Origin of the sequence: Mesorhizobium sp. ESP-6-2 (genome assembly GCF_020164675.1) — a bacterium.
GTDB lineage: Bacteria > Pseudomonadota > Alphaproteobacteria > Rhizobiales > Rhizobiaceae > Mesorhizobium.
In genome coordinates, this window is the sequence record NZ_JAIUGT010000005.1 from 392,018 (window position 1) to 416,441 (window position 24,424).

General features: G+C 63.6%; 20 protein-coding genes and 1 tRNA gene. 12 read left to right on the top strand and 9 right to left on the bottom strand.

Annotated features, from left to right (window positions below; all coding sequences use genetic code 11):
• Window positions 1–76: 76 nt before the first annotated feature.
• Genes LB532_RS16745 through LB532_RS16755 form a run of 3 tightly spaced genes read right to left on the bottom strand, consistent with a single transcriptional unit; the run spans window position 77 to window position 4,939 of the window.
• Window positions 77–583, bottom strand: a complete 507-nt coding sequence (locus tag LB532_RS16745; protein ID WP_140643711.1) for an acetone carboxylase subunit gamma — start codon at window positions 581–583, stop codon at window positions 77–79.
• Window positions 580–2,784, bottom strand: coding sequence for a hydantoinase B/oxoprolinase family protein (locus LB532_RS16750; protein WP_140643713.1), 2,205 nt, complete (start codon window positions 2,782–2,784; stop codon window positions 580–582). Before LB532_RS16750 ends, LB532_RS16745 begins: the two co-directional genes overlap by 4 nt.
• Window positions 2,785–2,797: 13 nt before the next feature.
• Entirely contained in the window at window positions 2,798–4,939 is a 2,142-nt protein-coding gene (locus LB532_RS16755) for a hydantoinase/oxoprolinase family protein (protein WP_224556989.1), read from the bottom strand.
• A 110-nt stretch (window positions 4,940–5,049) separates the two neighbouring features.
• On the opposite strand from LB532_RS16755, the gene LB532_RS16760 reads away from it, so the two are divergent.
• The 4 genes from LB532_RS16760 (at window position 5,050) to LB532_RS16775 (ending at window position 9,842) form a co-directional block, all read left to right on the top strand.
• Window positions 5,050–5,829, top strand: coding sequence for a helix-turn-helix domain-containing protein (locus tag LB532_RS16760; protein WP_140643716.1), 780 nt, complete (start codon window positions 5,050–5,052; stop codon window positions 5,827–5,829).
• Window positions 5,830–6,019: 190 nt separating this feature from the next.
• A complete protein-coding gene (locus LB532_RS16765) occupies window positions 6,020–6,772 on the top strand; it encodes an SDR family NAD(P)-dependent oxidoreductase (protein ID WP_140643718.1) in 753 nt (250 codons plus the stop codon).
• Window positions 6,773–6,979: 207 nt separating this feature from the next.
• Window positions 6,980–8,323 carry a glucoamylase family protein gene (locus LB532_RS16770; protein WP_140643770.1) on the top strand — a complete coding sequence of 448 codons (1,344 nt, stop codon included), beginning with the start codon at window positions 6,980–6,982 and terminating at the stop codon, window positions 8,321–8,323.
• The gene (locus LB532_RS16775) at window positions 8,313–9,842 is read left to right on the top strand and encodes a mercuric reductase (protein WP_140643720.1); all 1,530 of its coding nucleotides are present in this window, start codon (window positions 8,313–8,315) and stop codon (window positions 9,840–9,842) included. Before LB532_RS16770 ends, LB532_RS16775 begins: the two co-directional genes overlap by 11 nt.
• Before the next feature lie 30 nt (window positions 9,843–9,872).
• Here LB532_RS16775 and LB532_RS16780 read toward each other — a convergent pair whose 3' ends face one another.
• Together LB532_RS16780 and LB532_RS16785 are read right to left on the bottom strand one after the other, a co-directional pair.
• Window positions 9,873–10,454 carry a DUF1349 domain-containing protein gene (locus LB532_RS16780; protein WP_140643722.1) on the bottom strand — a complete coding sequence of 194 codons (582 nt, stop codon included), beginning with the start codon at window positions 10,452–10,454 and terminating at the stop codon, window positions 9,873–9,875.
• 57 nt (window positions 10,455–10,511) lie between these two features.
• Window positions 10,512–11,951 carry an aldehyde dehydrogenase family protein gene (locus tag LB532_RS16785; protein WP_140643724.1) on the bottom strand — a complete coding sequence of 480 codons (1,440 nt, stop codon included), beginning with the start codon at window positions 11,949–11,951 and terminating at the stop codon, window positions 10,512–10,514.
• Window positions 11,952–12,217: 266 nt separating this feature from the next.
• On the opposite strand from LB532_RS16785, the gene LB532_RS16790 reads away from it, so the two are divergent.
• Window positions 12,218–12,871 (top strand): TetR/AcrR family transcriptional regulator, encoded by a 654-nt coding sequence (locus tag LB532_RS16790; protein ID WP_181169575.1) that lies wholly within the window; start codon window positions 12,218–12,220, stop codon window positions 12,869–12,871.
• Between the two features lie 68 nt (window positions 12,872–12,939).
• Here LB532_RS16790 and LB532_RS16795 read toward each other — a convergent pair whose 3' ends face one another.
• Together LB532_RS16795 and LB532_RS16800 are read right to left on the bottom strand one after the other, a co-directional pair.
• Window positions 12,940–13,425: a hypothetical protein gene (locus tag LB532_RS16795; RefSeq protein ID WP_140643727.1), complete on the bottom strand. Its 486-nt coding sequence runs from the start codon at window positions 13,423–13,425 to the stop codon at window positions 12,940–12,942.
• A 421-nt stretch (window positions 13,426–13,846) separates the two neighbouring features.
• A complete protein-coding gene (locus tag LB532_RS16800; protein WP_140643729.1) occupies window positions 13,847–14,302 on the bottom strand; it encodes a MarR family winged helix-turn-helix transcriptional regulator in 456 nt (151 codons plus the stop codon).
• Window positions 14,303–14,428: 126 nt separating this feature from the next.
• Here LB532_RS16800 and LB532_RS16805 point away from each other — a divergent pair, with 126 nt between their 5' ends.
• Genes LB532_RS16805 through LB532_RS16820 form a run of 4 tightly spaced genes read left to right on the top strand, consistent with a single transcriptional unit; the run spans window position 14,429 to window position 18,975 of the window.
• Entirely contained in the window at window positions 14,429–15,781 is a 1,353-nt protein-coding gene (locus tag LB532_RS16805; RefSeq protein WP_140643731.1) for an MFS transporter, read from the top strand.
• A gap of 51 nt (window positions 15,782–15,832) precedes the next feature.
• The gene (locus tag LB532_RS16810; RefSeq protein ID WP_140643733.1) at window positions 15,833–17,884 is read left to right on the top strand and encodes an FUSC family protein; all 2,052 of its coding nucleotides are present in this window, start codon (window positions 15,833–15,835) and stop codon (window positions 17,882–17,884) included.
• Between the two features lie 6 nt (window positions 17,885–17,890).
• Entirely contained in the window at window positions 17,891–18,100 is a 210-nt protein-coding gene (locus LB532_RS16815) for a DUF1656 domain-containing protein (RefSeq protein ID WP_140643735.1), read from the top strand.
• Window positions 18,097–18,975 carry an HlyD family secretion protein gene (locus tag LB532_RS16820; protein WP_140643736.1) on the top strand — a complete coding sequence of 293 codons (879 nt, stop codon included), beginning with the start codon at window positions 18,097–18,099 and terminating at the stop codon, window positions 18,973–18,975. The genes LB532_RS16815 and LB532_RS16820 overlap by 4 nt, the downstream gene beginning before the upstream one ends.
• Before the next feature lie 365 nt (window positions 18,976–19,340).
• On the opposite strand, the gene LB532_RS16825 is transcribed toward LB532_RS16820, so the two are convergent.
• A tRNA-Ala gene (locus LB532_RS16825) sits at window positions 19,341–19,416 on the bottom strand.
• 173 nt (window positions 19,417–19,589) lie between these two features.
• Window positions 19,590–19,979 carry a TIGR02300 family protein gene (locus LB532_RS16830; protein WP_140497238.1) on the bottom strand — a complete coding sequence of 130 codons (390 nt, stop codon included), beginning with the start codon at window positions 19,977–19,979 and terminating at the stop codon, window positions 19,590–19,592.
• Between the two features lie 207 nt (window positions 19,980–20,186).
• On the opposite strand from LB532_RS16830, the gene aroA reads away from it, so the two are divergent.
• From aroA to rpsA, 3 genes are all read left to right on the top strand, one after another.
• Window positions 20,187–21,545 carry a 3-phosphoshikimate 1-carboxyvinyltransferase gene (gene aroA, locus LB532_RS16835; protein ID WP_140643738.1) on the top strand — a complete coding sequence of 453 codons (1,359 nt, stop codon included), beginning with the start codon at window positions 20,187–20,189 and terminating at the stop codon, window positions 21,543–21,545.
• Window positions 21,546–21,810: 265 nt separating this feature from the next.
• On the top strand, window positions 21,811–22,461 hold the full coding sequence (gene cmk, locus LB532_RS16840) for a (d)CMP kinase (RefSeq protein ID WP_140643740.1): 651 nt from the start codon (window positions 21,811–21,813) through the stop codon (window positions 22,459–22,461).
• A gap of 203 nt (window positions 22,462–22,664) precedes the next feature.
• Window positions 22,665–24,362: a 30S ribosomal protein S1 gene (gene rpsA, locus LB532_RS16845; protein WP_140643742.1), complete on the top strand. Its 1,698-nt coding sequence runs from the start codon at window positions 22,665–22,667 to the stop codon at window positions 24,360–24,362.
• Window positions 24,363–24,424: the final 62 nt, after the last annotated feature.

A 24,424-nucleotide genomic window follows, 5' to 3' on the forward strand; every position in this document is an offset into this window, starting at 1 on the left:
ATCTGAACTTCATACGGCAAGATAGCCTCGATCGAAGCCCATTTCGGAGCCGGTGAGGAATCTCGTGTCCTTGCCATCAGCTTTCCTTGTCCATCGGCTCCAGCGGCTTGCCCAGCCAATCGCGGTAGAAACCTTCCAGGTCGGGTTCGAAATCATGGACGATGGGATAACCCGGCGCCGCTGCCTCGACCTCGTGCAGCGTGCCGCATTGCGGGCAGATGAACTCGCGGATTTCCATCCATTCGGGATCCGGCAGGTCGCTGTTGGGATAGATCTCACGCAGCGCCTCCTCTGTGTCGCGCACGATGATCGAAGCCTTCAGCTTCCAGTTCTTGCGGTAGTCGCCGAAGGAATGGCCGCATTCGCAACGGGTTACCCGCTCGTCGCCGCTCTGGCAGATGAAGAGGTGGTCGCCCACGGGGAGCAGGATGGGATCCTTCCAGCCGACGCGGTTCTGAAGCACCGCGACGTATTTAAAGAAACGGTCGTCGTCCTTGTAGGCACTCATGATGCGGCGCGTCTGCGGCCAGGGCAGCGTGCCCGCGACCAGATCGGCGATGACTTCCTTGCTGTACGAGGTCATGATCCCGACTCCACGCCGAAGGTCGATTTGGCATCGACATCCCAGAAGCTTGAAAAATCCCTGGCGAAGCGCGGCGAAAGCTTGAAGGCGCTGGCATACATCTTCTTCACCTCGGGCGCGAAATCGGCCGCCTTCACCCGCTCGCGCTCCCTGGCCATCCACTCCGAGACCGGCCTGGCCCGAACAAGCCGGCGCGACCGCATCTCGGCGCGGTGGCGCTTGGTGGCTTCGAGATTGGCGACGGGATAGCCGTCCTCGTCCTCGTCAAGCACGATCCCGAAGACATTTTCGGCGGCTTCTCTGGTGAGATAGCCGTTCTCGACGTCCGATGCCGTCTTGAGCGGGTCGCGCTCCAGCACGTCGCCATAGCCGCCACCGCCATTGTAGGAATGGGTGAACACGTCGCCGGTCTTGTGGGGCGCGGTGATATAAGGCCCTTCCATCGTCACGTGCTGGCCTTCGAGCCGGACCTCGAGTTCGGAACGATAAGGATTGGTGCCGGTATGGTGCGCCAGCGGCGCACCCTTCTGCGCAAGCTCGAAGATGTTGCTGTCGCGCACCGCGCGGTGTTTTTGGCAGGTCGGCGCGGGATAGCCGCCGCAGAGCCCGCCATTGTCGAAGACGCGCGAGGAATGTTCCGAGGTGACCAGCCGGAGATGGTCGGTCTTCGAAACCAGCCAGGTCGACAGGAAGGCGCAGCCGCCGCGATATTTGCCGGCGCCGCCGGAATTGGCAACGATCGAGCGGCCGATATAGACCATCGGCATGTTCTGTTCCCAGATCTCGATGTTGCCCATGTCGGATTCAGGGTTCCAGCCGACATAGGCGGTGTCCAGCCCGTCCTTGATGGCAAGCGCGCCGGAACCGGCGGCCGCGCATTCGAAATGCGCCATGCCGAACAGCGTGCCGTACTGGCTGGTGCCGCCCATCTCGATCATCGGGCTGTTGACCTGGCCGACGAAGGCCTCCTCGACGAAGCCGCGGGCGATGAATGATCTCGACAGGAGCCGCTGGAAGACGCCATAGGCCGGCAGGAGCAGCGCCCAGGACGTGGCCGTCGCCACCATCTCATTGTCGGGATTGGTCCAGGTGCCATGCGGCAGCTTCAGCTCCGTTGCCATCCAGGCGCCGTCATTGACCAGGCCCTCGAAATTCATGTGCTGGGTCAGCGTCACGAACATGCCGCCATCCATGCCGGCCGGCGTGCAGTTCATGGAATGGTAGCCCCAGGGCTGCGTGCCCTCGAAATCCATGATGATCTTGCCGCCTGTGGTGATCTCCATCTCGATCGGAATGTTGTAGAGCCAGTCGGGATCGCCGAGCGGCTGGTAGCCCGGCTTGCCCTTGGTGACGTGACCGTAAAAAGTATGCCCCCGATAGATGCCGGGAACGGTCAGTTGCCGCGTGCGGGCGAGCTGCGCGCGGCGGCCCTCCTCGATGAATTCCTTCGACACCTTCATCCAGTAGTCGAGGCCGATCTCGTCGATCAGCGCCTTGACGCTTTCGCGCATGTCGATGCAGGAGGCGACCTTGGCCTTCTCGTCCAGCACCCAGTAGATGGGCATGCGCAGATTGCGCTCGCAGCGGATCACGTAGTCGCGCCGCAACTCGTCGTTCTGGCCGACTTTTTCGGCACAGACGAACAGGCCTTCGGTGAAGCGCTCCTGTGCCAGCGCCACGTCGCCGCCCGGCGTGATGCCGCCGGCCTCGAGTTCGTGGCAGACCGCGCCCGCCCAGCCGACGAGTTTGCCCGAGTGGAAGATCGGCACCACGTCCATCACGTCGGGCACCTGCACGGTGCCGATGAAGGCGTCGTTGTTGGCGAAGATGTCGCCGTCGACGATGCGGGGATTTTCCTCGTAGCCTTGTCTGATCATCCATTTGATAAAGCGGCTCATCGTGTGCACATGCACCATGATGCCGTTGGAGAGCGCGATGGCGTCGCCCTCGGGCGTGTAGATGGCGACGACCATCTCGCCGACCTCGCGCACGCCGGGCGAAGCCGAGATGCGACGCGCCATCTCGCGCGCCGAGACGCAGTGGGCGCGCAGCTTGGTGTGCAGCGTCTCGAATTTCAGCGGATCCTGGTTGCGCAGTTCGAGATCGGTGATGCCGTCATAGCAGCCGGTCTCGTCCATGAGCCGTTCGGATTCGATCAGCCGCTCGCGCAGACGCAGGGCGGAGGCGGGTTTGTCCAGCATGGCGTTCGCCCTCTCAAGCGTGGGAGTAGTGGAGCAGCGTCCATTCGTCGACGAAGACACGGTCCTGCGGATGGACGACGAGCGTGGTGGCGGGGTGTTCGATGATGGCCGGGCCGGTCACCTCATGTCCCGGCAGCAGGAGATCCATCTCGTAGAGATCGGCCTTGTGCCAGCGGCCGCCAATATAGGCCTCGCGCACGCCCTTGTGCGCGGATGCGGGGCTGGAGCGGCCGAGCGGGCGCTTGAGCAGCACGGGCTTGACCTTGTCGGCGGTGGCGATGAGGCCGAGCTCGGTGATCGAGAAGCCGGCTTCCCCATAGCGCGAGACGCGATGGTTGACCTTGGCGTAGACCGCTTCGAACTCGTCGATGACCTTGCGCATCTCGTCGGCCGAATGAACCGCCGAGAGCGGCGCCATCACCTCGACATCCTCGAGCTGGCCGGTGTAGCGCATCATCAGGAACGGCACCGTCTTGATTTTGCCGAGCGCATGGCCGTCGGCGACCATTTCGTCAACAGCGGCCTTGGTCAGGTCGTTCCAGACGGCGGTGACCTTGCTGCCGAAGGCGACTAGCTCATCGTCGCTTGCGCGGGCGCCGATGTCGATCTGCGTCGACACCGAATGGCGGCGCATGAAATCCGCCGTGGTGCAGCCGAAGGCGGAGAAGGCGGCTGCGAACTGGAAGGTGATGATATCCTTGAAGCCGATGCCCCTGGAACAGCCGGCCAGATGCAGCGGCCCCGAGCCGCCATAGGAAAGCAATGTGAACTCCGAAGGGTGGATGCCCTGGCCGGAGATGACGCGGCGCAGCGCGTTGTTGGCGTCTGCCTCCAGCATCTCGATCATGCCTTCGGCGGCCTCTTCCACGCCGACGCCGAGCAGGCTGGAGCACTTCTCCTCGAAGGCATGCCGAGCCTTCTCGACCTGCAGCACGACCTTGCCGCCAAGGAAATAATGCGGGTTCAGCCGGCCGAGGATGGCGTCGCAATCGGCGATGGTCGGCTCGGTGCCGCCCCTGGCGAAGCAGATCGGGCCGGGATCGGCACCGGCGCTTTCCGGCCCGAGCGAGACTTTCTTCGTCAGCGGATCGACCTTGAGGATCATGCCGGCGCCGGCGCCGATCGTGTCGAGATGCAGCGTCGGCACGTTGAGCTTGAACCGGTCCATCAGCGGCTCGTTCTCGATCCGTGTCTGGCCGCGCGTGATGACGCCCATATCGAAGGAGGTGCCGCCCATATCCGAGCAGATCAGCGAGTCATTGCCGATCAGCTTGCCGACATAGGCCGCGCCCAAAATGCCGCCGATCGGGCCGGAGATCATGGTTTCGTGCAGGCGCGGATGGTTGATCGAGGTGAGGCCGCCGAAGGAGAGCAGCGTCTGCACGCCATATCTGAAGCCGTATTTCTTCGAGACGTCCTCGATCCCCTTGAGCTGCTTGCGGCCGCGCGAGGTGGCGTAGGCCTCGATCAGCACCGAGTTCAGCCGCGACTGCTCGCGGATGACCGGGCGCACCTCATGGCTGCTGTAGACGAGGATGTCGGCGCCAGCGGCTGCGATCTCCTCGCGGCAGATCTCGGCGATGCGCTTCTCATGCACTGGATTGACATGCGAGAAGATCGTCATGATGCAGACCGCCTCGACCTTGTCGGCGATCAGCTTTTTGGCCGCGGCACGGACCTCATGTTCATAGAGCGGCAGGATGATGTCGCCGAACTGGTCGATACGCTCGGTGACGCCGTGAGTGCGGCGGCGCGGCACCAGCGGATCGGGGTGATGATGCGTCACCGCGTGCAGCCGGTCGGCATAGGAATAGTCGGCCCAGGCCTGCAGGCCGCGACCCATCAGGATCATGTCCTCAAGGCCCTTGGTGGTGATCAGGCCGAGTTTCCTGCCGGTGCGCGACAGCAGTGTGTTGAGCATGCCGGTGCCGGAATAGAGCACCACATTGACGCCCGAGAACAGCGCCTCGAGCGAGATGCCCCAGGCGTCCGCCGCATCCTCGGCCGAGGCGAGGAACCCCTCGGCCTCATTCTTCGGCGTCGTCGCCGACTTGCCGATCTTGAAGCGGCCGTCCTGATCGACAAGGATGGTGTCAGTCATGGTGCCGCCGGCGTCGATGCCGATGACGATGGGATTGGTAGAGATATGGTCCACGGGTCGCCTTCCCTTGCCGAGCATGACCACAGGCTAGATTCGCGGTACCGGATCGCGCCATATGCCTAAAGGCACAATGACGGGCGGGAGCTCGTCACCGAAAAAGAGGCATGCGCATGGGCAACATCTGGGCGCCGCTCGCCATGGCGATCGCCGCCACCGGCACCGACAGGCATGTCGACTGCCTGATCGACCTGATCGGCGCCGACATCGCGCATGACCTGGTGACGGTGACGCGCTACTCGGCGACGCAGACACCGCAATTCGTCAAGCACCGGCGCTTCTCCGACGAGATGGTGCGGCGCTACCTTGATAATTATTACGTGTTCGACCCCTTCTACGCTTCCTGGCGGCGCGAGCGCCGGCTGGGCATCATGCCGCTCAAGCGGCTGGCCGACGACGAGGCCAAACGCGGCCAGTACATAGCCGGCTTCCTCGCGCAATCGGAGATCTGCGATGAAGTCGGCATCATGCTGGCCGATGGCGGGGACTGGTGCCTCGGCATTTTCCTCGATCGTTCGACCACGACGTTCAAGGACAGCGAGATCGCCCTGCTGGCCGAGCGGCTGCCGGCATTCGAAGCGCTGCACGCGCTCGACATCAAGACGCGTGGGAGCGATTTCTCGCGCAGCTCGGCGCCCTCCAGCCCCGGGGCCTCGCCGCGCCAGCAACCCACAATCCCGGCGAGCCTGTGGCCGGAGCTGTCGCTCCGAGAAAGGGAACTCGTGCAATTGATCCTGGCCGGCCATCCGACCGCCAACATTGCCGAGCGGCTCGGCATCACCGTCGGCACGGTCAAGAACCATCGTCGGCGCATCTATGAGAAACTCGACATCACCACCGAGCGGGAATTGTTCCTGCAGTTCTTCCTGTTCCGCTCGGACAGATAGGCCCGGCGCTGGCGATGGTGCAAGCGCTGGAGAGGCAGCTCGAGGAGAACCCGGCATAACGCGTCTCAGGGATTGGCTCAGACGATCGAGTTGCATGCCGGCTTGAACTTGGCCGGCGGCGACCTCACAGTCATCCCCGAACATGGTTTCGCCGAGCGGAGCCGATTTGCGCCAGGACAGGGGAAATGAGATGCCGACGATTTTCGCGGAACGGTTTGCCGGACGCTCGGCGGTGATTACGGGCGGCGCATCCGGCATCGGCCTCGCCGTCGCACAGAGGCTGGTCGAGGAAGGCGGGCGCGTTTCGGTTTGGGACCGCGATCCCGCCCAGATCGAAGCGGCCAGGGCTTCGATCCCGGCGCTGCATGGCCAGACCATCGATGTCGCCGACCCGGCCGCGGTGGATCGCGCGGCGCGGTCGACGATCGAGGCGCTTGGCGGGGTCGACATCCTGATCACCAGCGCCGCCATCACCGGTCCCAACATGACCGCCTGGAACTATTCGGTGGAGGACTGGCGCCGGGTCATCGATATCAACATCAACGGCGTCTTCTACTGCAACAAGGCGCTCGTCCCGCACATGCTGGAGCGCAATTACGGCCGCATCGTCAATATCGCCTCGATCGCCGGCAAGGAAGGCAATCCCAATGCTTCCGCCTACAGCACATCCAAGGCTGCGGTGATCGGCCTGACCAAGTCGCTCGGCAAGGAACTGGCCAAGACCGGGATAACCGTGAACTGCGTCACGCCGGCGGCGGTGCGCACGGCGATCTTCAAGCAGATGAGCCAGGAGCATATCGATTTCATGCTCTCCAAGATACCGATGGCGCGCTTTGGCGAGGTCGACGAGGTGGCGGCGCTGATTTGCTGGATCGCCTCGGAGGAATGCTCGTTCACGACGGCTGCCGTCTTCGACGTCTCGGGCGGCCGCGCCACCTACTGATGTGGTGCGCGCTTTCCGGCTGGCAAGCAACTACAATTGCGCGTGAGGGAGCAACCAACGGAGCTGGACAAGCGTACAATGGCCGAGGCCCGAATCGGCAACGGCAACAATGAGGGCGAGACATGACAAGGCGTGACAGTCCGGCCCGCGCGCAATTGCTGCACCTTTCCCAGGCAATCGCGACGATCAGACCGGAGCTTGCTGCATTTGCTTAAGGTCGAGCCTGCCATTCTATCGGACGACGACCTCCTGGATCGTTTTCAGCGCGGGGCCTTCGGCTATTTTCTGGAAAACGTGAACCCCGAAAACGGGCTGGTCGCCGACACGTCGCGGCCGAATTCACCCGCCAGCATCGCGGTCGTCGGCTTTGCGCTCTCCTGCTATCCGATCGGGGTCGAGCGCGGCTGGATGGAGCGGGAAGCGGCGGTGAAGCTGACGCTCGCCGCGCTGCGCTTCTTCTGGACCAGCACGCAAGGCAGCGGCGCTGATGTCACCGGCCACAAGGGCTTTTATTATCATTTCCTCGACATTCGCACCGGATTGCGGGTCTGGCGCTGCGAATTGTCGATGGTGGATACGGCACTGCTAATGGCCGGCATTCTGGTGGCGGGCGCCTACTTCCGCAGCGACGATGACGAGGAGGGGGAAATCCGCGAGCTGGCCGAGGCGCTCTACCGGCGCGTCGACTGGCGATGGGCGCAAGGCAGCAGCCCGACCTTGCGACAGGGCTGGAAGCCGAAGAGCGGCTTTCTCCACTATGGCTGGGAAGGCTACAATGAGGCGACTATCCTCTATGTCCTGTCGATGGCCTCGCCCGACAGCCCGACGTCCGACGACAGCTACACAGGCTGGACGGCGACCTATCAGTGGGAGAACATCTATGGCTACGACGTGCTCTATGGCGGTCCGTTGTTCATGCACCAGTTCTCGCATGCCTGGATCGATTTCGCCGGCATCCGCGACGCTTTCATGCGCGAGAAGAATTCGGACTACTTCGAAAACAGCCGCCGCTCGACCTACCTGCACCGCGACTATGCTCGGCACAACCCCTATGGCTATGAGGGATACGGAGAGAACCTCTGGGGGCTTTCGGCCGGGGACGGACCCGGCGGCTTTCGCAGCAGCATACAACGGCGGCGGCGGCGGTTTTCCGGCTATGTCGCGCGCGGTGCGCCCTTCGGGCCGGACGACGGCACGATCGCGCCGTGGTCCTATCCGGCGTCCCTGCCCTTCGCGCCTGACATCTGCATGGCGGCGTTGCGCCATCTCGCAGACCGCTACCCCCAGGTGATCGACAATTTCCGGCTGCCGAGCGGCTTCAACCCGACACTGGCCAACCGGCGAAAATTCGGCCGCGACGGCTGGGTGTCGGAAGGCCATTTCGGCCTCGACCAGGGCATCGTGGTGATGATGATCGAGAACCACCGCTCGCGCCTGGTCTGGGAGCTGATGCGTTCCAACCAGCACATCCGCCGCGGCCTGAAGAAGGCGGGGTTCACAGGCGGATGGCTGTCGCAGCCGGCAAGCCCGGATGGCCGCGATGTCGCTTGAAAGGACGAAAGCTGCCAGTTTCCCGGCCGACCACAATGATGTCGAGCTGGTCAGGGGCGCCCATCCACCGCATTGGCGAAACCCGCGCCCCACGGGACCATACAATCTCGTCGTCGTCGGCGCCGGGCCGGCCGGCCTGACGGCGGCGAGCGAAGCGGCAGGCCTCGGCGCGAAAGTGGCGTTGATCGAACGCGGGTTGATCGGCGGGACGTGCATCAACACCGGCTGCATCCCGTCCAAGTCGATCATCCGCACATCCAGGCTCTATGCCGACATGCGCGATGCCGAGAATTTCGGAGCCGATACGCCGGACCATCTTCGCGTCGATTTCCAGCGCGCGATGACCAGGATGCGGCGGATCCGGCAACGGATCAGCCATGCCGACAGCGCAGAGGCGCTCGCTGCGCTGGGCATCGACGTTCATTTCGGCGAAGCCCGGTTCGAGGGAAGCGATTGCGTGACCGTCGCGGGAACGACGCTGCGCTTCCGCAAGGCGCTGATTGCGACAGGCGCGAGACCGGAGTTTCCATCGATTCCCGGCCTGGTCGAGGCCGGCTATCTCAGCAACGAGACGATGTTCGACCTTGTCGACTGCCCGAAGCGGCTGCTGGTCATCGGCGGCGGGCCGCTTGGCTGTGAGACAGCGCAGGCCTTCTGCCTGCTCGGCGCGAAGGTCATCCTGGCGCAGAGCGATCCGATGTTCCTGCCCGGCGAGGAACGCGACGCCGCGCAGATCCTTTCGGAGGCGCTGGCGCGCGAGGGGGTCGAGGTCCGCCTGAACACCGAAGTGGTGGCGGTGCGCAGGGCTGGCGACAAGAAGCTCGCCGACCTGGTGCGGGACGGCGACACGACGACCATTTCCGTCGACGAGATCATCACCGGCATAGGCCGCTCGCCCAATGTCGACGGTCTTGGCCTCGACGAGGCGGAGGTGGCCCACGACGCCAAAGGCATCAAGGTGGACGATTATCTCAGGACCTCAAACCCGCGCATCTATGCGGCGGGCGATGTCTGCCTCGACTACAAATTCACGCACACCGCTGAAGCAACAGCCCGCATGGTGGTGCAGAACGCCCTGTTTCTCGGGCGCAAGAGGCTGAGCGAATTGGTCGTTCCGTGGTGCACCTACACCGATCCGGAAATCGCCCATGTCGGTCTCTATCCGGTGGAGGCGCGCCGCGACGGCATTCCGGTCAAGACCTATACGGTGCTGATGCACGATGTCGCCCGCGCGGTGATGGATGGCGAGGAAGAGGGTTTCGTCAAAATCCATGTCAGGGAAGGGTCAGACCGCATCCTCGGCGCGACGGTGGTCGCCGCCCATGCCGGCGAGATGATCAATGCTGTGTCGCTCGCCATCAGGTCGGGCATGGGATTGCACGCGCTGGCCGACGTCATCCATCCCTTCCCGACACAGGCGCAAGGCATCAAGATGGCCGGCGACGCATACAGGCGAACGCGGTTCACCCCTTTCTGGAGGCATCTGGCGGCACGCTGGCTGGCGTGGTCCAGGAGATGACGCTTGTGTCCCGTCGGCGTTGGCGCGGGTTCAGCCGTGCAGGTCCCGCGAAATCGCCGGGCCGACCGAAAAGCCGGTGAATGTGACCTCGAAGCCTTCGCGCTGCGGCGAACAGCACATCATGCCGACATCCACCGCCTTCGAGACCGGGAAGTAGGCGAGCCGCACCGGTTTCCAATGGCCGTCGGAGACATCCAGATACTGGACGCGGATGGTCTCGGCATGGCGGGTCAACCGGATTCTAACGCCATCCGGACCGGCCGGAATGGTGGCCAACGACCAGTCCGAGGTATCGTTGGTGACGACGACCGAGAAATACATCACGCCGTCGGTATATTCGATGCCGGCCTTGATCCAATGCGTTTCGCTGAGGCGGAGCATCAGCCCCGCCTGGTCGTAGAGCACCTCATAGCGCCCGTTGACCGTGACTTCCGCGGTGAAATCGCCTTCCACCCGCTTGTAAAGAAAGTGGCCGTTGTCGCGCCAGAAGTCATAAAAGGTCTCGCGCCAGAAGTCCGTCTCCTTGCCGGTGCGCACATGAACCGCATCGCCATCGACGGAATGATGCGGCGGCGGATTAAGCCAGGTCAGATCCTCGTCTTGAACTGTCATCGCCTCGTCTCTTGGTGCATGCGAAGGCTTCGCCGGCCCGGTCAGCCGGCGCCCCGATCAGCCTGCGAATGTGTAGGCGGTCTTCACGGTGGTGTAGAATTCCATGGCATAGCGGCCCTGTTCGCGCGGACCGTAGCTCGACCCCTTGCGGCCGCCGAAGGGAACATGGAAATCGACACCCGCCGTCGGCAGGTTGACCATCACCATGCCGGCCTCCGAATTGCGCTTGAAATGCGTGGCGTGCTTGAGGCTCGACGTGCAGATGCCGGACGTCAGCCCGAATGGCGTGTCGTTGGCGACGGCGAGCGCCTCGTCATAGTCCTTGACGCGGATGACGCTGGCGACGGGTCCGAAGATCTCTTCGCGCGAGCTGCGCATGGCGTTGGTGGCCTCGGTCAGCAGCGCCGGCCGAAGGAAGAAGCCCGGCGTCTTGCGATCGAGCCGCTCGCCGCCGAAGGCGAGCGTCGCGCCTTCCCGGACGCCGATGGCGATATAGTCTTCGTCCTGCTTGAGCTGCGTCGCATCGACGACGGGACCGATCTGGGTCTGCGCGTCGAGCGCATCGCCGATGACCAGTTTGTCCATCCGTTCCTTGAGCGCTTCGACGAAACGGTCATGAATGCCGTTCGTCACGATCAGCCGGGACGAAGCCGTGCAGCGCTGGCCGGTCGAGAAGAAAGCGCCGTTGATCGCGCAATCGACTGATGTAGCGAGGTCGGCATCGTCGAGCACCACCAGCGGGTTCTTGCCACCCATTTCGAGCTGGAACTTGCGCATGTGCTCGACGCTCGCCGCGGCGACGCGCTTGCCGGTGCCGACCGAGCCGGTGAAGGTGATGGCGTTGATGTCCGGGCTGTCGAGCATCGCCTGGCCGACCACCGAGCCCTTGCCCATGACGAGATTGAGCACACCCTTGGGCAGGCCGGCACGGTGCAGTATGTCGACGATGGTCCAGGCGCTCTCGGGAACGAGTTCCGCCGGCTTGAAGACGATGGTGTTGCCATGGGCCAGCGCCGGAGCGATCTTCCAGGCGGGAATGGCGATCGGGAAGTTCCACGGCGTGATGATGCCGACCACGCCGACCGCTTCGCGCGTGATCTCGACACCGACGCCCGGCCGCACGCTAGGCACGACTTCGCCCGAGAGGCGCAGTGTCTCACCGGCGAAGAAATCGAAGATCTGGGCGGCGCGAATGGTCTCGCCAATGCCTTCGGCCAGCGTCTTGCCTTCCTCGCGCGCCAGGTTGCGGCCGATCTCGTCCTTGCGCGCCAGGATCTCGTCCGACGTCTTTTTCAGCACCGCGTGGCGGGCCAGCAGACCCGAGCGCGACCAGGCGGGAAAGGCCGCCTTGGCCGCGGCGATCGCCTGTGCCGCCTGTTCGACACCTGCGGAGGCGTATTCGCCGACGATGTCGCCGGTATCGGACGGGTTGATGTTGCGGGAGCCGGCATCGCCGACCCACTCGCCGTCGATGAGGTTCTGTCGAAGCGGTGCCATGTCGTATCTTTCCTGCTGGTTCGCCGCGTGGCGGCATCTGTGTGATTTGTATTTGCCAGACAATTGCGCTGCGGGAAAGCGCGCTTTTGCACGGACGGCCGCGACAAAGCCTCTCGCTTCGCGGCCCCGCAGGACCTGCTGCCCGGGGCGCATCGCCCTGGCCCAACAGCTTCGGCGACACATCGTTCCAATCACCGCGAAACGCGTCTGTACATATATGTCCATAGTCTTGATTTGCTTGGGGCGGCGTGTCATGCGTCGTGTCGATGGAAGCCACCGACAGGACAACCCAGCGCGCCGGCGCCACCGGCAACATCAAGGTTACACGGGAAGACTGGCTCAAGCTCGCGCTTGAAACGTTGATTTCGGACGGCGTCGAACGCGTCCGTGTGCAGACGCTCGGCCAGAAACTCGATGTGTCGCGTTCCAGTTTCTATTGGTACTTCAAGAGCCGCCAGGACCTGCTCGACCAATTGCTGGATTATTGGCGGCAGACCAATACAAGGTTCATCGTCGAACGCGCCGCGCGGCCTTCCGCGACCGTTATCCGCGGGGTGATGAGCATCTTCGAGTGCTGGGTGGACGAGAAGCTGTTCGATCCGCAGCTGGATTTCGCGATCAGGGCGTGGGCCCGGCGATCGCCCGCCATCAGGCGGGCTCTCGACGAGGCCGACGAGGAGCGCGTCGACGCCATTCGCGATATGTTCAGGCGCCACGGCTATGACGAGGAAGACGCCTTCGTGCGCGCCCGCGTGCTCTATTTCATGCAGATCGGCTACTACTCGCTCGAGCTCAACGAACCGATGAGCAGCCGCCTGCCGCACGTCGCGTCCTATCTGCGCAGCTTCACCGGCCAGGAGCCCACGGCGCAGGATGTCGAGGACTTTTCGCGCTATGTCGAGAGAACCGTCAGCCGTTAGTGGCGTCTCATCGATCGATCAACGCGCAATGCGAAAGCGGGCCGAGACGGCCGCTGCCGGCTTCTCCCTCAGAGCGTGAACGACCAAAACAGGCAGGCCAGCGTGGCCGCCGCGAAGACAACGAAAAACAGGCTGCGCAGCAGGACGTTGCGGCGAAGCTCGTTCATGACGAAATGGCACCCTACGATGGCCGCCGCGAACAGGAAGCGCCAGTTCAGAAGCGCCCACAGGGCGCCGCCCTGACCGAAGGCCCACCGGGCGACGAGACAGCCGACAATGGCGGCAAACAGCACGATCACCGTCCAGAAGATGGCGTCGGCTGCATGGGTCAGGACGATGCTGGCGGCCCTGATCGGCAGGATCATCATCAGCAGCGCGCTGAAGAAATAGACGGCGGCGATCGGAACGAACATCCCGGCATCGGCCATGCCGTCGAGGCGCCTTACACCCATCGCGCCGTAGGGATAACCGTGCCTGGCCACCGCCAGGCTCAAGCCCATGAGCAACGCGGTCAGCACCGCGACCAGGGCGAAGGACGTGAGGGCTTTGCTCATGACGGTCCGTTCAAAGCGAATCAAAACAGAAACCGTTTTAGTCAATGGCTGCATATTGCGTAAGCGTCGGCGTGCCCGACGGCGGCGAAATCGGTCAGCCCGGCACCTTGCCGCGCCGACTGGCCCATCCTGACCTCCAGGCTATCGGCGGCGATGCCTTGGAGCGACGATTTTTCTTGGCGTGTTGGCCGAAAACGAGTGGGCCGCGATCCAGCGGGCCCGATAGTTCGAAGACCGCCGCCCCAGTGGATGCAGATAGATCAAGGCTGGCACCGCCCGTAAAGCCATCGAATGGGAACTCGAATTGAGCGAAACTGCCAACCTAACCGCAACCAACGACGGCTAAGTTTAGCCGACACACTAGATGACGGTGCCGCGAACGGAAGCGTTGATGGTCGCTCGCGCCAACGCCAGCTATAGGCTATCTTTCGTTGATGTTGTCCCACAGCCTGGATTGAAGTCGTTTCAGCACCGAGGAGGTGATTTCCATCTCTTCGTCGCTGATCCGCGCCACCAGTTCGTGCCGCAGTTCGGCCAGGACGGCGTTGATCGATTTCATCCTGGCCGCGCCTTCCTCGGTGAGGGAAAGGATCTTTGCCCGACGGTCGCTGGTATCTTCGCGCCGGGTGACCAGTCCCTCCGCGATAAGGAGGTCAATGAGCCGGACGACGGACGGCCCGTCGAGACCGGCCTGCTCCGCGACTGTCCCCTGGCGGGCTTCGCCGCCCAGTTGCCACAATGCCAGCAGGGGCATCGCCACCGCATGCGAAATTCCGTAGCGGTCGAGCCTGTCATTGGCATTCCGGCGCCATAGACGCGCGACGTTGGTCACGAGCTGGCCAACCGTTTCCCGGTTCCTGGATTGATCGTCGCCCATTGTCAAACCTTCGCATACAATCTATTTATATGCAATCTAATCCTGGTGCGCTGCGGCGACCAGGAGATGCATATCGACAATGAAAAACAGCCGGCGCTCCACGAGCGCTTCGTCGGGGTATCATAAATGTCATACATAACCGAAGCGCTACCTGCGGGGACCGTTCCTGCCAATCCACGTTCGCGCGTCATCCTTGCCAGCCTGATCGGCACGACCATCGAATTTTATGATTTCTATGTTTACGCCACGGCTGCGGTGTTGGTTTTCCCGCATCTGTTCTTCCCGGCCGGGAATGAGGCGACCGCGCTTCTGGCTTCCTTCGCCGTATTCGGCGCGGCCATGATCGCACGCCCGCTGGGCGCCGTTTTCTTTGGCCATCTCGGCGACAGGCGCGGCCGCAAGATCACTCTGGTCGGGGCGCTTCTCACCATGGGGATTGCCACCTTCCTGATCGGCCTGCTTCCGACCTATGCGGTTGCGGGCTGGCTTGCGCCCGCCCTGCTCGTGGTGCTGCGGCTGGCACAGGGCTTCGCGCTCGGCGGCGAATGGAGTGGCGCGGCCCTCGTCGCCACGGAGAACGCTCCAAGGAACAAGCGCGCGATCTACGGCACGTTTCCACAACTCGGCGCGCCCATCGGCTTCATTATAGCCAACGGGCTGTTCCTGGCCATGGCTGCCGTGCTGCCGTCCGACGATCCGTCGATGCCGTCGGCCGCCTTCCTGTCGTGGGGATGGCGCATACCGTTCCTGTTCTCGATCGTCATGGTCGCCATCGGCCTTTGGGTGCGGCTCAGCCTCGTCGAAAGCGCGGCATTCGAGAACACCGTCCGCAAAGGTCAGGTCAGGAAGGTGCCGCTGGCGGCGGCCCTGAAGACGCACCGCAAGGAACTCGTCCTTGGCACCTTCTACATGCTCGCCACTTACGTGCTTTTCTACCTGATGACGACCTTCTCTCTCAGCTACGGCCGGGCGGCTCCCACGGGCGCGGTTCCGGGCCTTGGCTACGACTACACCACCTTCGTGCTGATGATGATCATCGGCGTGGTGTTCTTCGGCATTTTCACCATGGTTTCCGGTCCCTGGGCGGATCGCTGGGGCCGCCGCAGGACGCTGATCTGGATCACACTTGCGATCGCCGTGTTCGGCCTGTTGTGGGTACCGATGCTGGCGGCGGGCACGGTCGGTGTCATGGCCTGGCTCATCGTCGGCTTCGCCCTCATGGGCATGACCTTCGGGCCGATGGGCGCGCTGCTGCCGGAACTGTTTCCCGCGAATGTCCGCTACACGGGCTCAGGCATTTCCTACAACGTGTCCTCGATCCTCGGAGCCGCCGTGGCGCCCTTCATCGCGGTCGCCCTGTGGAGGACCGGGGCGGGGAGCCCGTTCTGGGTGGGCATCTATCTGACAGCGATGAGCTTGCTCACCTTGATCTCGCTGCTGATCGGGCAGGAGACGAAAGATGTCGAGATCGACAGATAATCCGGGAAATCCGGACACAGTCGGTCCGCCCGGCTGGACGGGGGCGAAGCCATGACACTTCCTTCCTGGCGGGACTGGCTGTTTTCGTTCAAGGCGTTCCTGGCTTCCATGCTGGCGCTCTACATCGCGCTGGCATTCGACCTGCCGCGCCCCTATTGGGCGATGGCGGCCGTCTATGTGGTGGCCAATCCGCTCGCGGGGGCGACCAGTTCGAAGGGCCTCTATCGCGCACTGGGAACGCTGATCGGCGCCACCGCGTCCGTCATCCTGCTGCCGATGTTCGTTAATTCCCCGCTTCTGCTGAGTCTCGTCGTCGCGTTCTGGACGGGCGGTCTGCTCTACATCTCCATGCTGGACCGCACGCCCCGGAGCTACGTCTTCATGCTGGCGGGGTATACGCTGCCGCTCATCGCGCTTCCCGCCGTTGATGCGCCCTCGACGATCTTTGACATCGCCACGGCCCGCAGCCAGGAGATCATCCTCGGCATCGTCTGCGCCAGCGTCGTCGCACAGGTCGTGTTTCCGATGGGGCTGTCCTCGCTCCTGTCGGTTCGCGTCTCCGGTTGGCTGCGCGATGCGGCCAACTGGGGGGACGAGATCCTGCGCGGCGAGGGTGCGGTCCCGGCGACGCCGCTGGGACGGCAGAAACTCGCAGCGGATATTTCCGGCCTGGACATGCTCATCAGCCAACTCGCCTACGACGCGCATACGCGCGGCGTGACCCGCCAGGCGCGCGAGTTGCGCGGACGGTTGATGATGCTCATGCCGCTGTTCTCGTCGCTGGCCGATAGGCTGCATGCGCTGAAAGCGCAAGGCAAGGACCTGCCGCCGCGGCTGGCGGACCTGCTTGGCGAAATCGCCGGCTGGCTGGCAGGCGTGGAGGACCCGGAGCGAGCGAAACGGTTTCGAGCCGAACTCGACCAATTGGCTCCGCCCGCAAGGTCGGCGGAGTGGGTCGGCCTCATTCTCGAAAGCGCGCTCGCCCGGTTGCGCGAGATCGTCGATCTCTGGCACGACTGCCTGGTGCTGAGGGACCGGATCGCCGCCGGAAACCCGCATCGCCCAAAGCTTGCCTTCCGCCGCCGGCGCACGGTCGTCCGGATTCGGCACTACGACCACGGCATGATGGTCTTCTATGCCGCCTCGGCTGTCGCGGCGACGCTCGTGGCGAGCGCGCTGTGGATCTATTCGGGCTGGGCCGAGGGAGCCGGCTTCGTGCTGATGGTCGCAGTGGCCTGCTCCTTTTTCGCCACGCAGGATCGGCCAGCCCCGCTTCTTTTGTCGATGTTCATCTGGTGCACCGTCAGCCTGCTGGTCACCGGCGCCTATCTGTTCGCCATCCTGCCGATGGTGCATGGCTTCACCATGCTGGCCTTGGTGCTGGCGCCACCCTTCCTCGTGCTGGGCACACTCATCCCGAGGCCGCAATTGAGCATGCTGGCCATGCTGCTCACCGTCAACACCGCCTCGTTCATCGCGCTAGGCAATCGCTTCTCGGCCGATTTCCAGTCCTTCGCCGGTGGAGGGATCGCCGCGCTGGCGGGGGTCGGCTTCGCCCTTTTGTGGAACCTGGTCACCCGCCCGTTCGGCGGCGAGATCGCCGCCCGGCGCCTGGTCAACGCGGGGTGGTCGGATCTTGCGGAACTGGCCGCAGGTAGCCGCGCCCAGGATCATGAGCGCCTCGCGGGCCGCATGCTGGACCGGCTCGGCCAACTTGTCCCACGCCTGGCGAGCATGGAGGACAAGGAACTGGCCAGGACGGACGGCTATGCCGAGATAAGGCTTGGGCTGAACATCGTCGAGCTCCAGCAGCTACAGCGCCGCCTCACACCAGATGAAGATGCCGACGTGCGAACAGTTCTGTCCGGCGTGGCGGACCTGTACCGCGAGCGTGTGCGCCGTCGTTCGGCCATCGACCCATCGCCGCAACTGCTTCACGAGATCGATACTGCTCTCTCCGGCGCCTCGCGCCGGGAGGCGCTGCCCGCACGCCGTGCCGTCGACGCGCTCGTCGGCATACGCCGCGCGCTTTTCCCGAATGCCGTACCGCCATCCCAGGAAGGCGAACTGCCGGCTATTCCTCTATCCGCGGCCGCCGAATAGGTTCCCATGCAGACCGAAATCAACATCCTCGGCGTCTACCTGCCCGGCCTGCTGGTCCTGATGCTCGTCGCCTTCGCGGTCGCGCGGCTGATCTGGCAGGTGCTGTCGTGGACAGGCATCTACGGCCTCGTCTGGCATCGCGCGCTCTTCAATCTCGCGCTCTACGTTCTGATCCTCGGCGCAATGTCCTCGTTTTCCGATTGGTTGCTTCCATGAAAAATCGCTATCTGCGCCTGGCCGGGCGCGTCCTCATCACCCTCGTCGTGGTTGCTGCCGCCGCCGGCGTCGCCTGGAAACTATGGGACGACAACATGAACGATCCGTGGACGCGCGACGCCCATCTGCGCGCCGATGTAGTCGGGGTCACGCCCGACGTTTCGGGCCTTATCACCGAGGTTCTCGTACACGACAACCAGACGGTCAGGAAGGGCGACGTTCTCTTCCGCATCGACCGGCAGCGCTTCGCCATCGCGCTGGAGCAGGCCGTGGCAGTGGTGCAAGGCCGGCAAGCGCCGCTCGATCAAGCCAGGAAGGACCTCGCCCGCCGCGAGCATCTCGGCGATTCGATCGTGACGGTCCAGCAGCGCGAACAGTCTCGCGCCGCCGTCGCCGGAGCCGAGGCCGATTACCAGCAGGCCGTCGCGGCCCGCGACCTGGCGCAACTGAATCTCGACCGCTCCGACGTGAAGGCGTCGGTAAACGGCACCATCTCCAATCTCAGCCTCCGCCCCGGCGACTATGTTTCCGCCGGACAGGCGGTCATGGCCTTGGTCGACGGCGATTCCATGCGGGTCGAGGGCTATTTCGAGGAAACCAAACTTGGCCGCATCGACATCGGCGCCAAGGTCGCCATCCGACTGATGGGACAGCCTGGCACGCTGACGGGGCGGGTGGAGAGTATCGCTGCGGGGATCGAGGACCGGGAGCGGGCAGCGGGATCGCTGCTGGCCAACGTCAATCCGACCTTCACCTGGGTCCGGCTGGCGCAGCGCATCCCTGTACGCATCGCCATCGAGAACGTGCCTGCGAATGCAAGGCTGGTTGCGGGCCTCACGGCGACCGTTGTGGTCGACCAAGGCTCGAACCGCTAGGTGTGAGCCTTTTCAGGAAGCTGTCCCTTCAAACCTGACCGAGTGAAGCTACCAGGCTTCAGCACCATCGGAGACTCCGAACGAACATCCAAAGGATGCCCGTGTCACCGGCAGCATCGAGAGGAGATGGCGCTGTCAATCATTGAAGGCCGTCTTTCCAAAGCCGATGCGACGCATCCCACGAGCATCAATTGTCAAAACGGCTGGAACCTATCTAGGCCGCTAAGACTAAGCGCTCAGAAAGGCGGAAACCCGCAAATCGTAAGTCTCACGTCCAGGCGTTTCTGGAAATGCGCAGCTAAACCTAGGAAAAGGCGCAACTATTTTCCAGTCTATAGAATAGTAGAATTAGAGAGATGACTGTTTGGTGGAGCCAATCGGAATCGAACCGACGACCTCTTGAATGCCATTCAAGCGCTCTCCCAACTGAGCTATGGCCCCACTTCCGGCAGTCAACCGGCGCCGTTTCCGGCGAAGAGATCCGGCGCGGGTTGGAGACCGCGCCGTTAGTGCAGGCGGCTTCTAACCCCGCCCTTCGTCAATATCAAGCCTTCATCAGCGGCTTTTTCTTCACAAGCTGCGAAAGCAAGCAAACGCTTGCGTTCCCGGCCTTGTCAGACCTCGTCGTCGTCGTCGCCGACGCCGATCATGTCGGCGACATCGTCGTCTTCTTCCTCTTCGTCGGCGAGGAACGTATCGTCCTCGTCGTCGCCCAGGTCGACATCATCCTCGTCGTCGCCGAGATCGGGCAGATCGTCGCCCTTGACGTCTTCGTCAGCCTCTTCGAGCGAGACGACTTCTACGCCCTCCTCGTCCTCGGCGTCCACTTCCTTCTCGGCCACTTCCTCTTCCTCCTCGAGGGCGGCGATCTTGCCTTCCTCGAAATAGGAACGCGGATAGGTCTTGCCGGTGTAGGGCGAGACGATCGGGTCCTTGTTCAGGTCGTAGAATTTTCGACCCGTTTCAGGGTCGATACGCTTTGTGCCAAGTTCGGTTTTTGCCACGGCAAGCCTCGTCGATAAAAGAGTGGTCCCCTTAACCACTGTTTGCAGCGCTGTCAAAGCCAAATGCCGGCGTCACAAAACCGTACGTTGAAAGGCCTAGCGTCAAGTGACGACCATGGGGGATGACCATTTCGGCCCACCGTGATACGAGACCGCCGCAACAAATGAAAAGCGCCGGCCCGCCGGCATTCCGTCCAGGGAAATTCCATGTCTCACGCCGCCGCTTCCAAGCCGGCCACCGCCCGCAAATGTCAAGCGCTTTCCGGTACGGCGCGCGTTCCGGGCGACAAGTCAATCTCGCACCGCTCCTTCATGTTCGGCGGGCTCGCCTCCGGCGAGACCCGCATCACCGGCCTGCTCGAAGGCGAGGACGTGATGCGCACCGGTGCCGCCATGAAGGCAATGGGCGCGCATATCGAAAAGCGCGGCGACGAATGGGTGATCCGCGGCACCGGCAACGGCGCGCTGCTGCAGCCGGAAGGGCCGCTCGACTTCGGCAATGCCGGTACCGGCTCGCGGCTGACCATGGGCCTGGTCGGCACCTACGACATGGAGACGACCTTCATCGGCGATGCTTCCTTGTCAGGTCGGCCGATGGGCCGCGTGCTGGAGCCGCTGCGCCAGATGGGGGTGCAGGTGCTGAAGGCGACGCCCGGCGACCGCATGCCGATCACGCTGCATGGACCAAAGCATGCCGCCCCGATCACCTATCGCGTGCCTATGGCCTCCGCGCAGGTGAAATCGGCGGTGCTGCTTGCCGGCCTCAACACGCCCGGCATCACCACCGTCATCGAGCCTGTCATGACGCGCGACCACACCGAAAAGATGCTGAAAGGCTTTGGCGCCAATTTGTCGGTCGAGACCGACGAGCGCGGCGTGCGCCATATTTTCATCGAGGGCCAGGGCAAGCTCACCGGCCAGACGATCGCGGTGCCGGGCGACCCATCCTCGGCCGGCTTCCCGCTGGTGGCCGCGCTGATCGTGCCGGGTTCCGACATCGTGATCGAAAACGTGCTGATGAACCCGACCCGCACCGGGCTGCTTTTGACTTTGCAGGAGATGGGCGGCCAGATCGAGATCTTGAACCCTCGTAACGCCGGCGGTGAGGATGTCGCGGACCTGCGCGTGCGTTATTCCGAACTCAAGGGCATCACCGTGCCGGCCGAGCGGGCGCCGTCGATGATCGACGAGTATCCGGTGCTGGCCGTTGCCGCGAGCTTCGCCGAGGGCGAGACGCTGATGCAGGGGCTGGAGGAACTCAGGGTAAAGGAATCCGACCGGCTGTCGGCGGTCGCCAATGGACTGAAGCTTAATGGCGTCGACTGCACAGAGGGTGAGGCATCGCTCGCGGTGCGCGGAAAGCCCGGCGGCAAGGGGCTCGGCGGCCATCCCAATGGCCCGGACACGACCGTGCAGACCCATCTCGACCACCGCATCGCCATGAGCTTCCTGATCATGGGGCTGGCGACCGAGAAGCCTGTGACCATCGACGACCAGGCGATGATCGCCACGAGTTTTCCCGAGTTCATGGGCCTGATGAAGGGGCTGGGCGCGGAGATTGAGTAGCGGTGGTGTTCGTGCCCCTTGGAGATTGGCATCCGACATCCCTCACTTCGTCATCCTGGGACGAAGCAAGGAGCGAAGCGACGCGGCGCAGACCCCAGGATCCATGCCGTGACTTCAACGCCCTGCGACTGTGCAAAATTCTGCTCCGCAGCATTCCTTGGCTGAGGTCACGGCATGGATCCCAGGGTCTCCGCTCCGCTTCGCGTTCGCTGCGCCCTAGGATGACGAAGACGAGTGGGTCCTTTACCGCAAGGAAGGCGTGCCAATGACCCCCACCTTCACCATCGCCATCGACGGGCCCGCCGGCGCCGGCAAAGGCACGCTGGCGCGGCGGCTGGCCGATCACTACCGGCTGAACCTGCTCGATACAGGTCTGACCTATCGTGCGGTGGCTTACGCGCTACTCCAGCACGCGCTGCCGCTCGACAATGTCTCGGCGGCCGAGACCGCCGCGCGTCAGGTCGATTTGGCAAAGCTCGACCGGGCGGTGCTGTCGGCGCATGCGGTGGGCGAAGCAGCTTCGAAAGTCGCGGTGTTCCCGACCGTGCGGCGCATCCTGGTCGAAAAGCAGCGCGAGTTCGCAAAAGCGCCGCCGGGTGCGGTGCTCGACGGCCGCGACATCGGCACCGTGGTGTGTCCCGATGCCGACATAAAGCTCTATGTGACGGCCAGCGCCGAGGTGCGGGCACAGCGGCGGCTGGCCGAGATCGAAAGCATCGGTGGCACCGCCGATTTCACCGAGATCCTCGCCGATATCCGGCGCCGCGACGAGCGCGACATGGGCCGCGCCGACTCGCCCTTGAAGCCTGCCGCCGACGCGCACTTGCTTGATACCAGCGAAATGGCTATAGAAGCCGCGTTTCTCGCGGCCAGAGCTGTCATCGACGACGTGCTGTCCAAGGGAAACAAGGCCTGATCCGGGTTTTCCCTCGTGCTTCCGTTGCTGGAGGCGAAGGAAATACCCATATCGGGCACGAACCAGCCTGCCAGCATTCTTCATGCGCCGGACTTGCCGCCTTAAGCGGCCAAGGGCTCTTTGCCCGGAACGCCGGCAGGCCAACGCAACGCTAACCCACGGCGCACGCTCCGCTAAAAATGCGGGGCATTCCAGGAGAAACAATGTCTGTAGCAAATCCCTCTCGCGATGATTTCGCGAGCATGCTCGAAGAATCATTCACCGCCGGCCATTCCGGCGAGGGCCAGGTTGTCCGGGGCACGATCACCGCGATCGAAAAGGACATGGCCATCATCGACGTCGGCCTCAAGGTCGAAGGCCGCGTGCCGCTGAAGGAATTCGGCGCCAAGGGCAAGGAATCCACCCTCAAGGTCGGCGACACGGTCGAAGTCTATGTCGAGCGCATCGAGAACGCGCTTGGCGAAGCCATGCTGTCGCGCGAGAAGGCTCGCCGCGAAGAGAGCTGGGTGCGTCTCGAAGAGAAGTTCACCAAGGGTGAGCGCGTCGAAGGCGTCATCTTCAACCAGGTCAAGGGCGGCTTCACCGTCGACCTCGACGGCGCCGTGGCGTTCCTGCCGCGCAGCCAGGTCGATATCCGCCCGATCCGCGACGTCTCGCCGCTGATGCACAACCCGCAGCCCTTCGAGATCCTCAAGATGGATCGCCGCCGCGGCAACATCGTGGTGTCGCGCCGCACCGTGCTCGAGGAGAGCCGCGCCGAACAGCGTTCGGAAATCGTGCAGAACCTCGAAGAAGGCCAGGTGGTCGAAGGCGTGGTCAAGAACATCACCGATTACGGTGCGTTCGTCGACCTCGGCGGCATCGACGGCCTGCTGCATGTCACCGACATGGCATGGCGCCGCGTCAACCATCCGACCGAGATCCTCAATATCGGCCAGACGGTCAAGGTGCAGATCATCCGCATCAACCAGGAAACCCACCGCATCTCGCTCGGCATGAAGCAGCTCGAGAGCGATCCGTGGTCGGAGATCGGCACCAAGTTCCCGATCGGCAAGAAGATCAAGGGCACCGTCACCAACATCACCGACTACGGCGCGTTCGTCGAGCTGGAGCCGGGCATCGAAGGCCTCATCCACGTTTCGGAAATGTCGTGGACCAAGAAGAACGTGCATCCCGGCAAGATCCTGTCGACGACGCAGGAAGTCGATGTCGTGGTGCTCGAAGTCGATCCGGCCAAGCGCCGCATCTCGCTCGGTCTCAAGCAGACGCTCGAGAACCCGTGGGAGGCTTTCGCGCGCAGCCATCCGGTCGGCAGCCAGGTCGAGGGCGAGGTCAAGAACAAGACCGAGTTCGGCCTGTTCATCGGCCTGGAAGGCGACGTGGACGGCATGGTCCACCTTTCCGACCTCGACTGGACCCGTCCGGGCGAGCAGGTGATCGAGGAGTACAACCGCGGCGACATGGTCAAGGCGCAGGTGCTCGACGTCGACATCGAGAAGGAGCGCATCTCGCTCGGCATCAAGCAGTTGGCCCGCGACACGGTTGGCGAAGCGGCGACTTCAGGCGAACTGCGCAAGAACGCCGTCGTCACCTGTGAGGTCATCGGCGTCAAGGATGGCGGTCTGGAAGTGCGGCTGGTGGAAAGCGGCATCGAGACCTTCATCAAGCGCTCCGACCTTTCCCGCGACCGCGACGAGCAGCGCCCCGAGCGCTTCACCGTCGGCCAGAAGGTCGACGCCCGCGTCATCGCCTTCGACAAGAAGACCCGCAAGCTGCAGGTCTCGATCAAGGCGCTGGAAATCGCCGAGGAGAAGGAAGCGGTCGCCCAGTACGGCTCGACCGACTCCGGTGCCTCGCTGGGCGACATCCTGGGCGCCGCGCTGAAGAAGCAGGGCAACTAAGGCGCCAGCCATCGGCGGCACGCTCGCGTGCTGCCTTACAAAAAAGACCCGCCGGAGCGATC

Coding starts and splice junctions, on each gene's coding strand:
- LB532_RS16800 (WP_140643729.1), bottom strand. CDS start 14,302: ATGGGCGACGATCAATCCAGGAACCGGGAAACGGTTGGCCAGCTCGTG.
- rpsA (WP_140643742.1), top strand. CDS start 22,665: ATGTCTGTAGCAAATCCCTCTCGCGATGATTTCGCGAGCATGCTCGAA.
- LB532_RS16750 (WP_140643713.1), bottom strand. CDS start 2,784: ATGCTGGACAAACCCGCCTCCGCCCTGCGTCTGCGCGAGCGGCTGATC.
- LB532_RS16790 (WP_181169575.1), top strand. CDS start 12,218: ATGGAAGCCACCGACAGGACAACCCAGCGCGCCGGCGCCACCGGCAAC.
- LB532_RS16805 (WP_140643731.1), top strand. CDS start 14,429: ATGTCATACATAACCGAAGCGCTACCTGCGGGGACCGTTCCTGCCAAT.
- LB532_RS16780 (WP_140643722.1), bottom strand. CDS start 10,454: ATGACAGTTCAAGACGAGGATCTGACCTGGCTTAATCCGCCGCCGCAT.
- LB532_RS16785 (WP_140643724.1), bottom strand. CDS start 11,951: ATGGCACCGCTTCGACAGAACCTCATCGACGGCGAGTGGGTCGGCGAT.
- LB532_RS16745 (WP_140643711.1), bottom strand. CDS start 583: ATGACCTCGTACAGCAAGGAAGTCATCGCCGATCTGGTCGCGGGCACG.
- LB532_RS16760 (WP_140643716.1), top strand. CDS start 5,050: ATGCGCATGGGCAACATCTGGGCGCCGCTCGCCATGGCGATCGCCGCC.
- LB532_RS16820 (WP_140643736.1), top strand. CDS start 18,097: ATGAAAAATCGCTATCTGCGCCTGGCCGGGCGCGTCCTCATCACCCTC.
- LB532_RS16815 (WP_140643735.1), top strand. CDS start 17,891: ATGCAGACCGAAATCAACATCCTCGGCGTCTACCTGCCCGGCCTGCTG.
- LB532_RS16795 (WP_140643727.1), bottom strand. CDS start 13,425: ATGAGCAAAGCCCTCACGTCCTTCGCCCTGGTCGCGGTGCTGACCGCG.
- LB532_RS16765 (WP_140643718.1), top strand. CDS start 6,020: ATGCCGACGATTTTCGCGGAACGGTTTGCCGGACGCTCGGCGGTGATT.
- LB532_RS16775 (WP_140643720.1), top strand. CDS start 8,313: ATGTCGCTTGAAAGGACGAAAGCTGCCAGTTTCCCGGCCGACCACAAT.
- aroA (WP_140643738.1), top strand. CDS start 20,187: ATGTCTCACGCCGCCGCTTCCAAGCCGGCCACCGCCCGCAAATGTCAA.
- cmk (WP_140643740.1), top strand. CDS start 21,811: ATGACCCCCACCTTCACCATCGCCATCGACGGGCCCGCCGGCGCCGGC.
- LB532_RS16810 (WP_140643733.1), top strand. CDS start 15,833: ATGACACTTCCTTCCTGGCGGGACTGGCTGTTTTCGTTCAAGGCGTTC.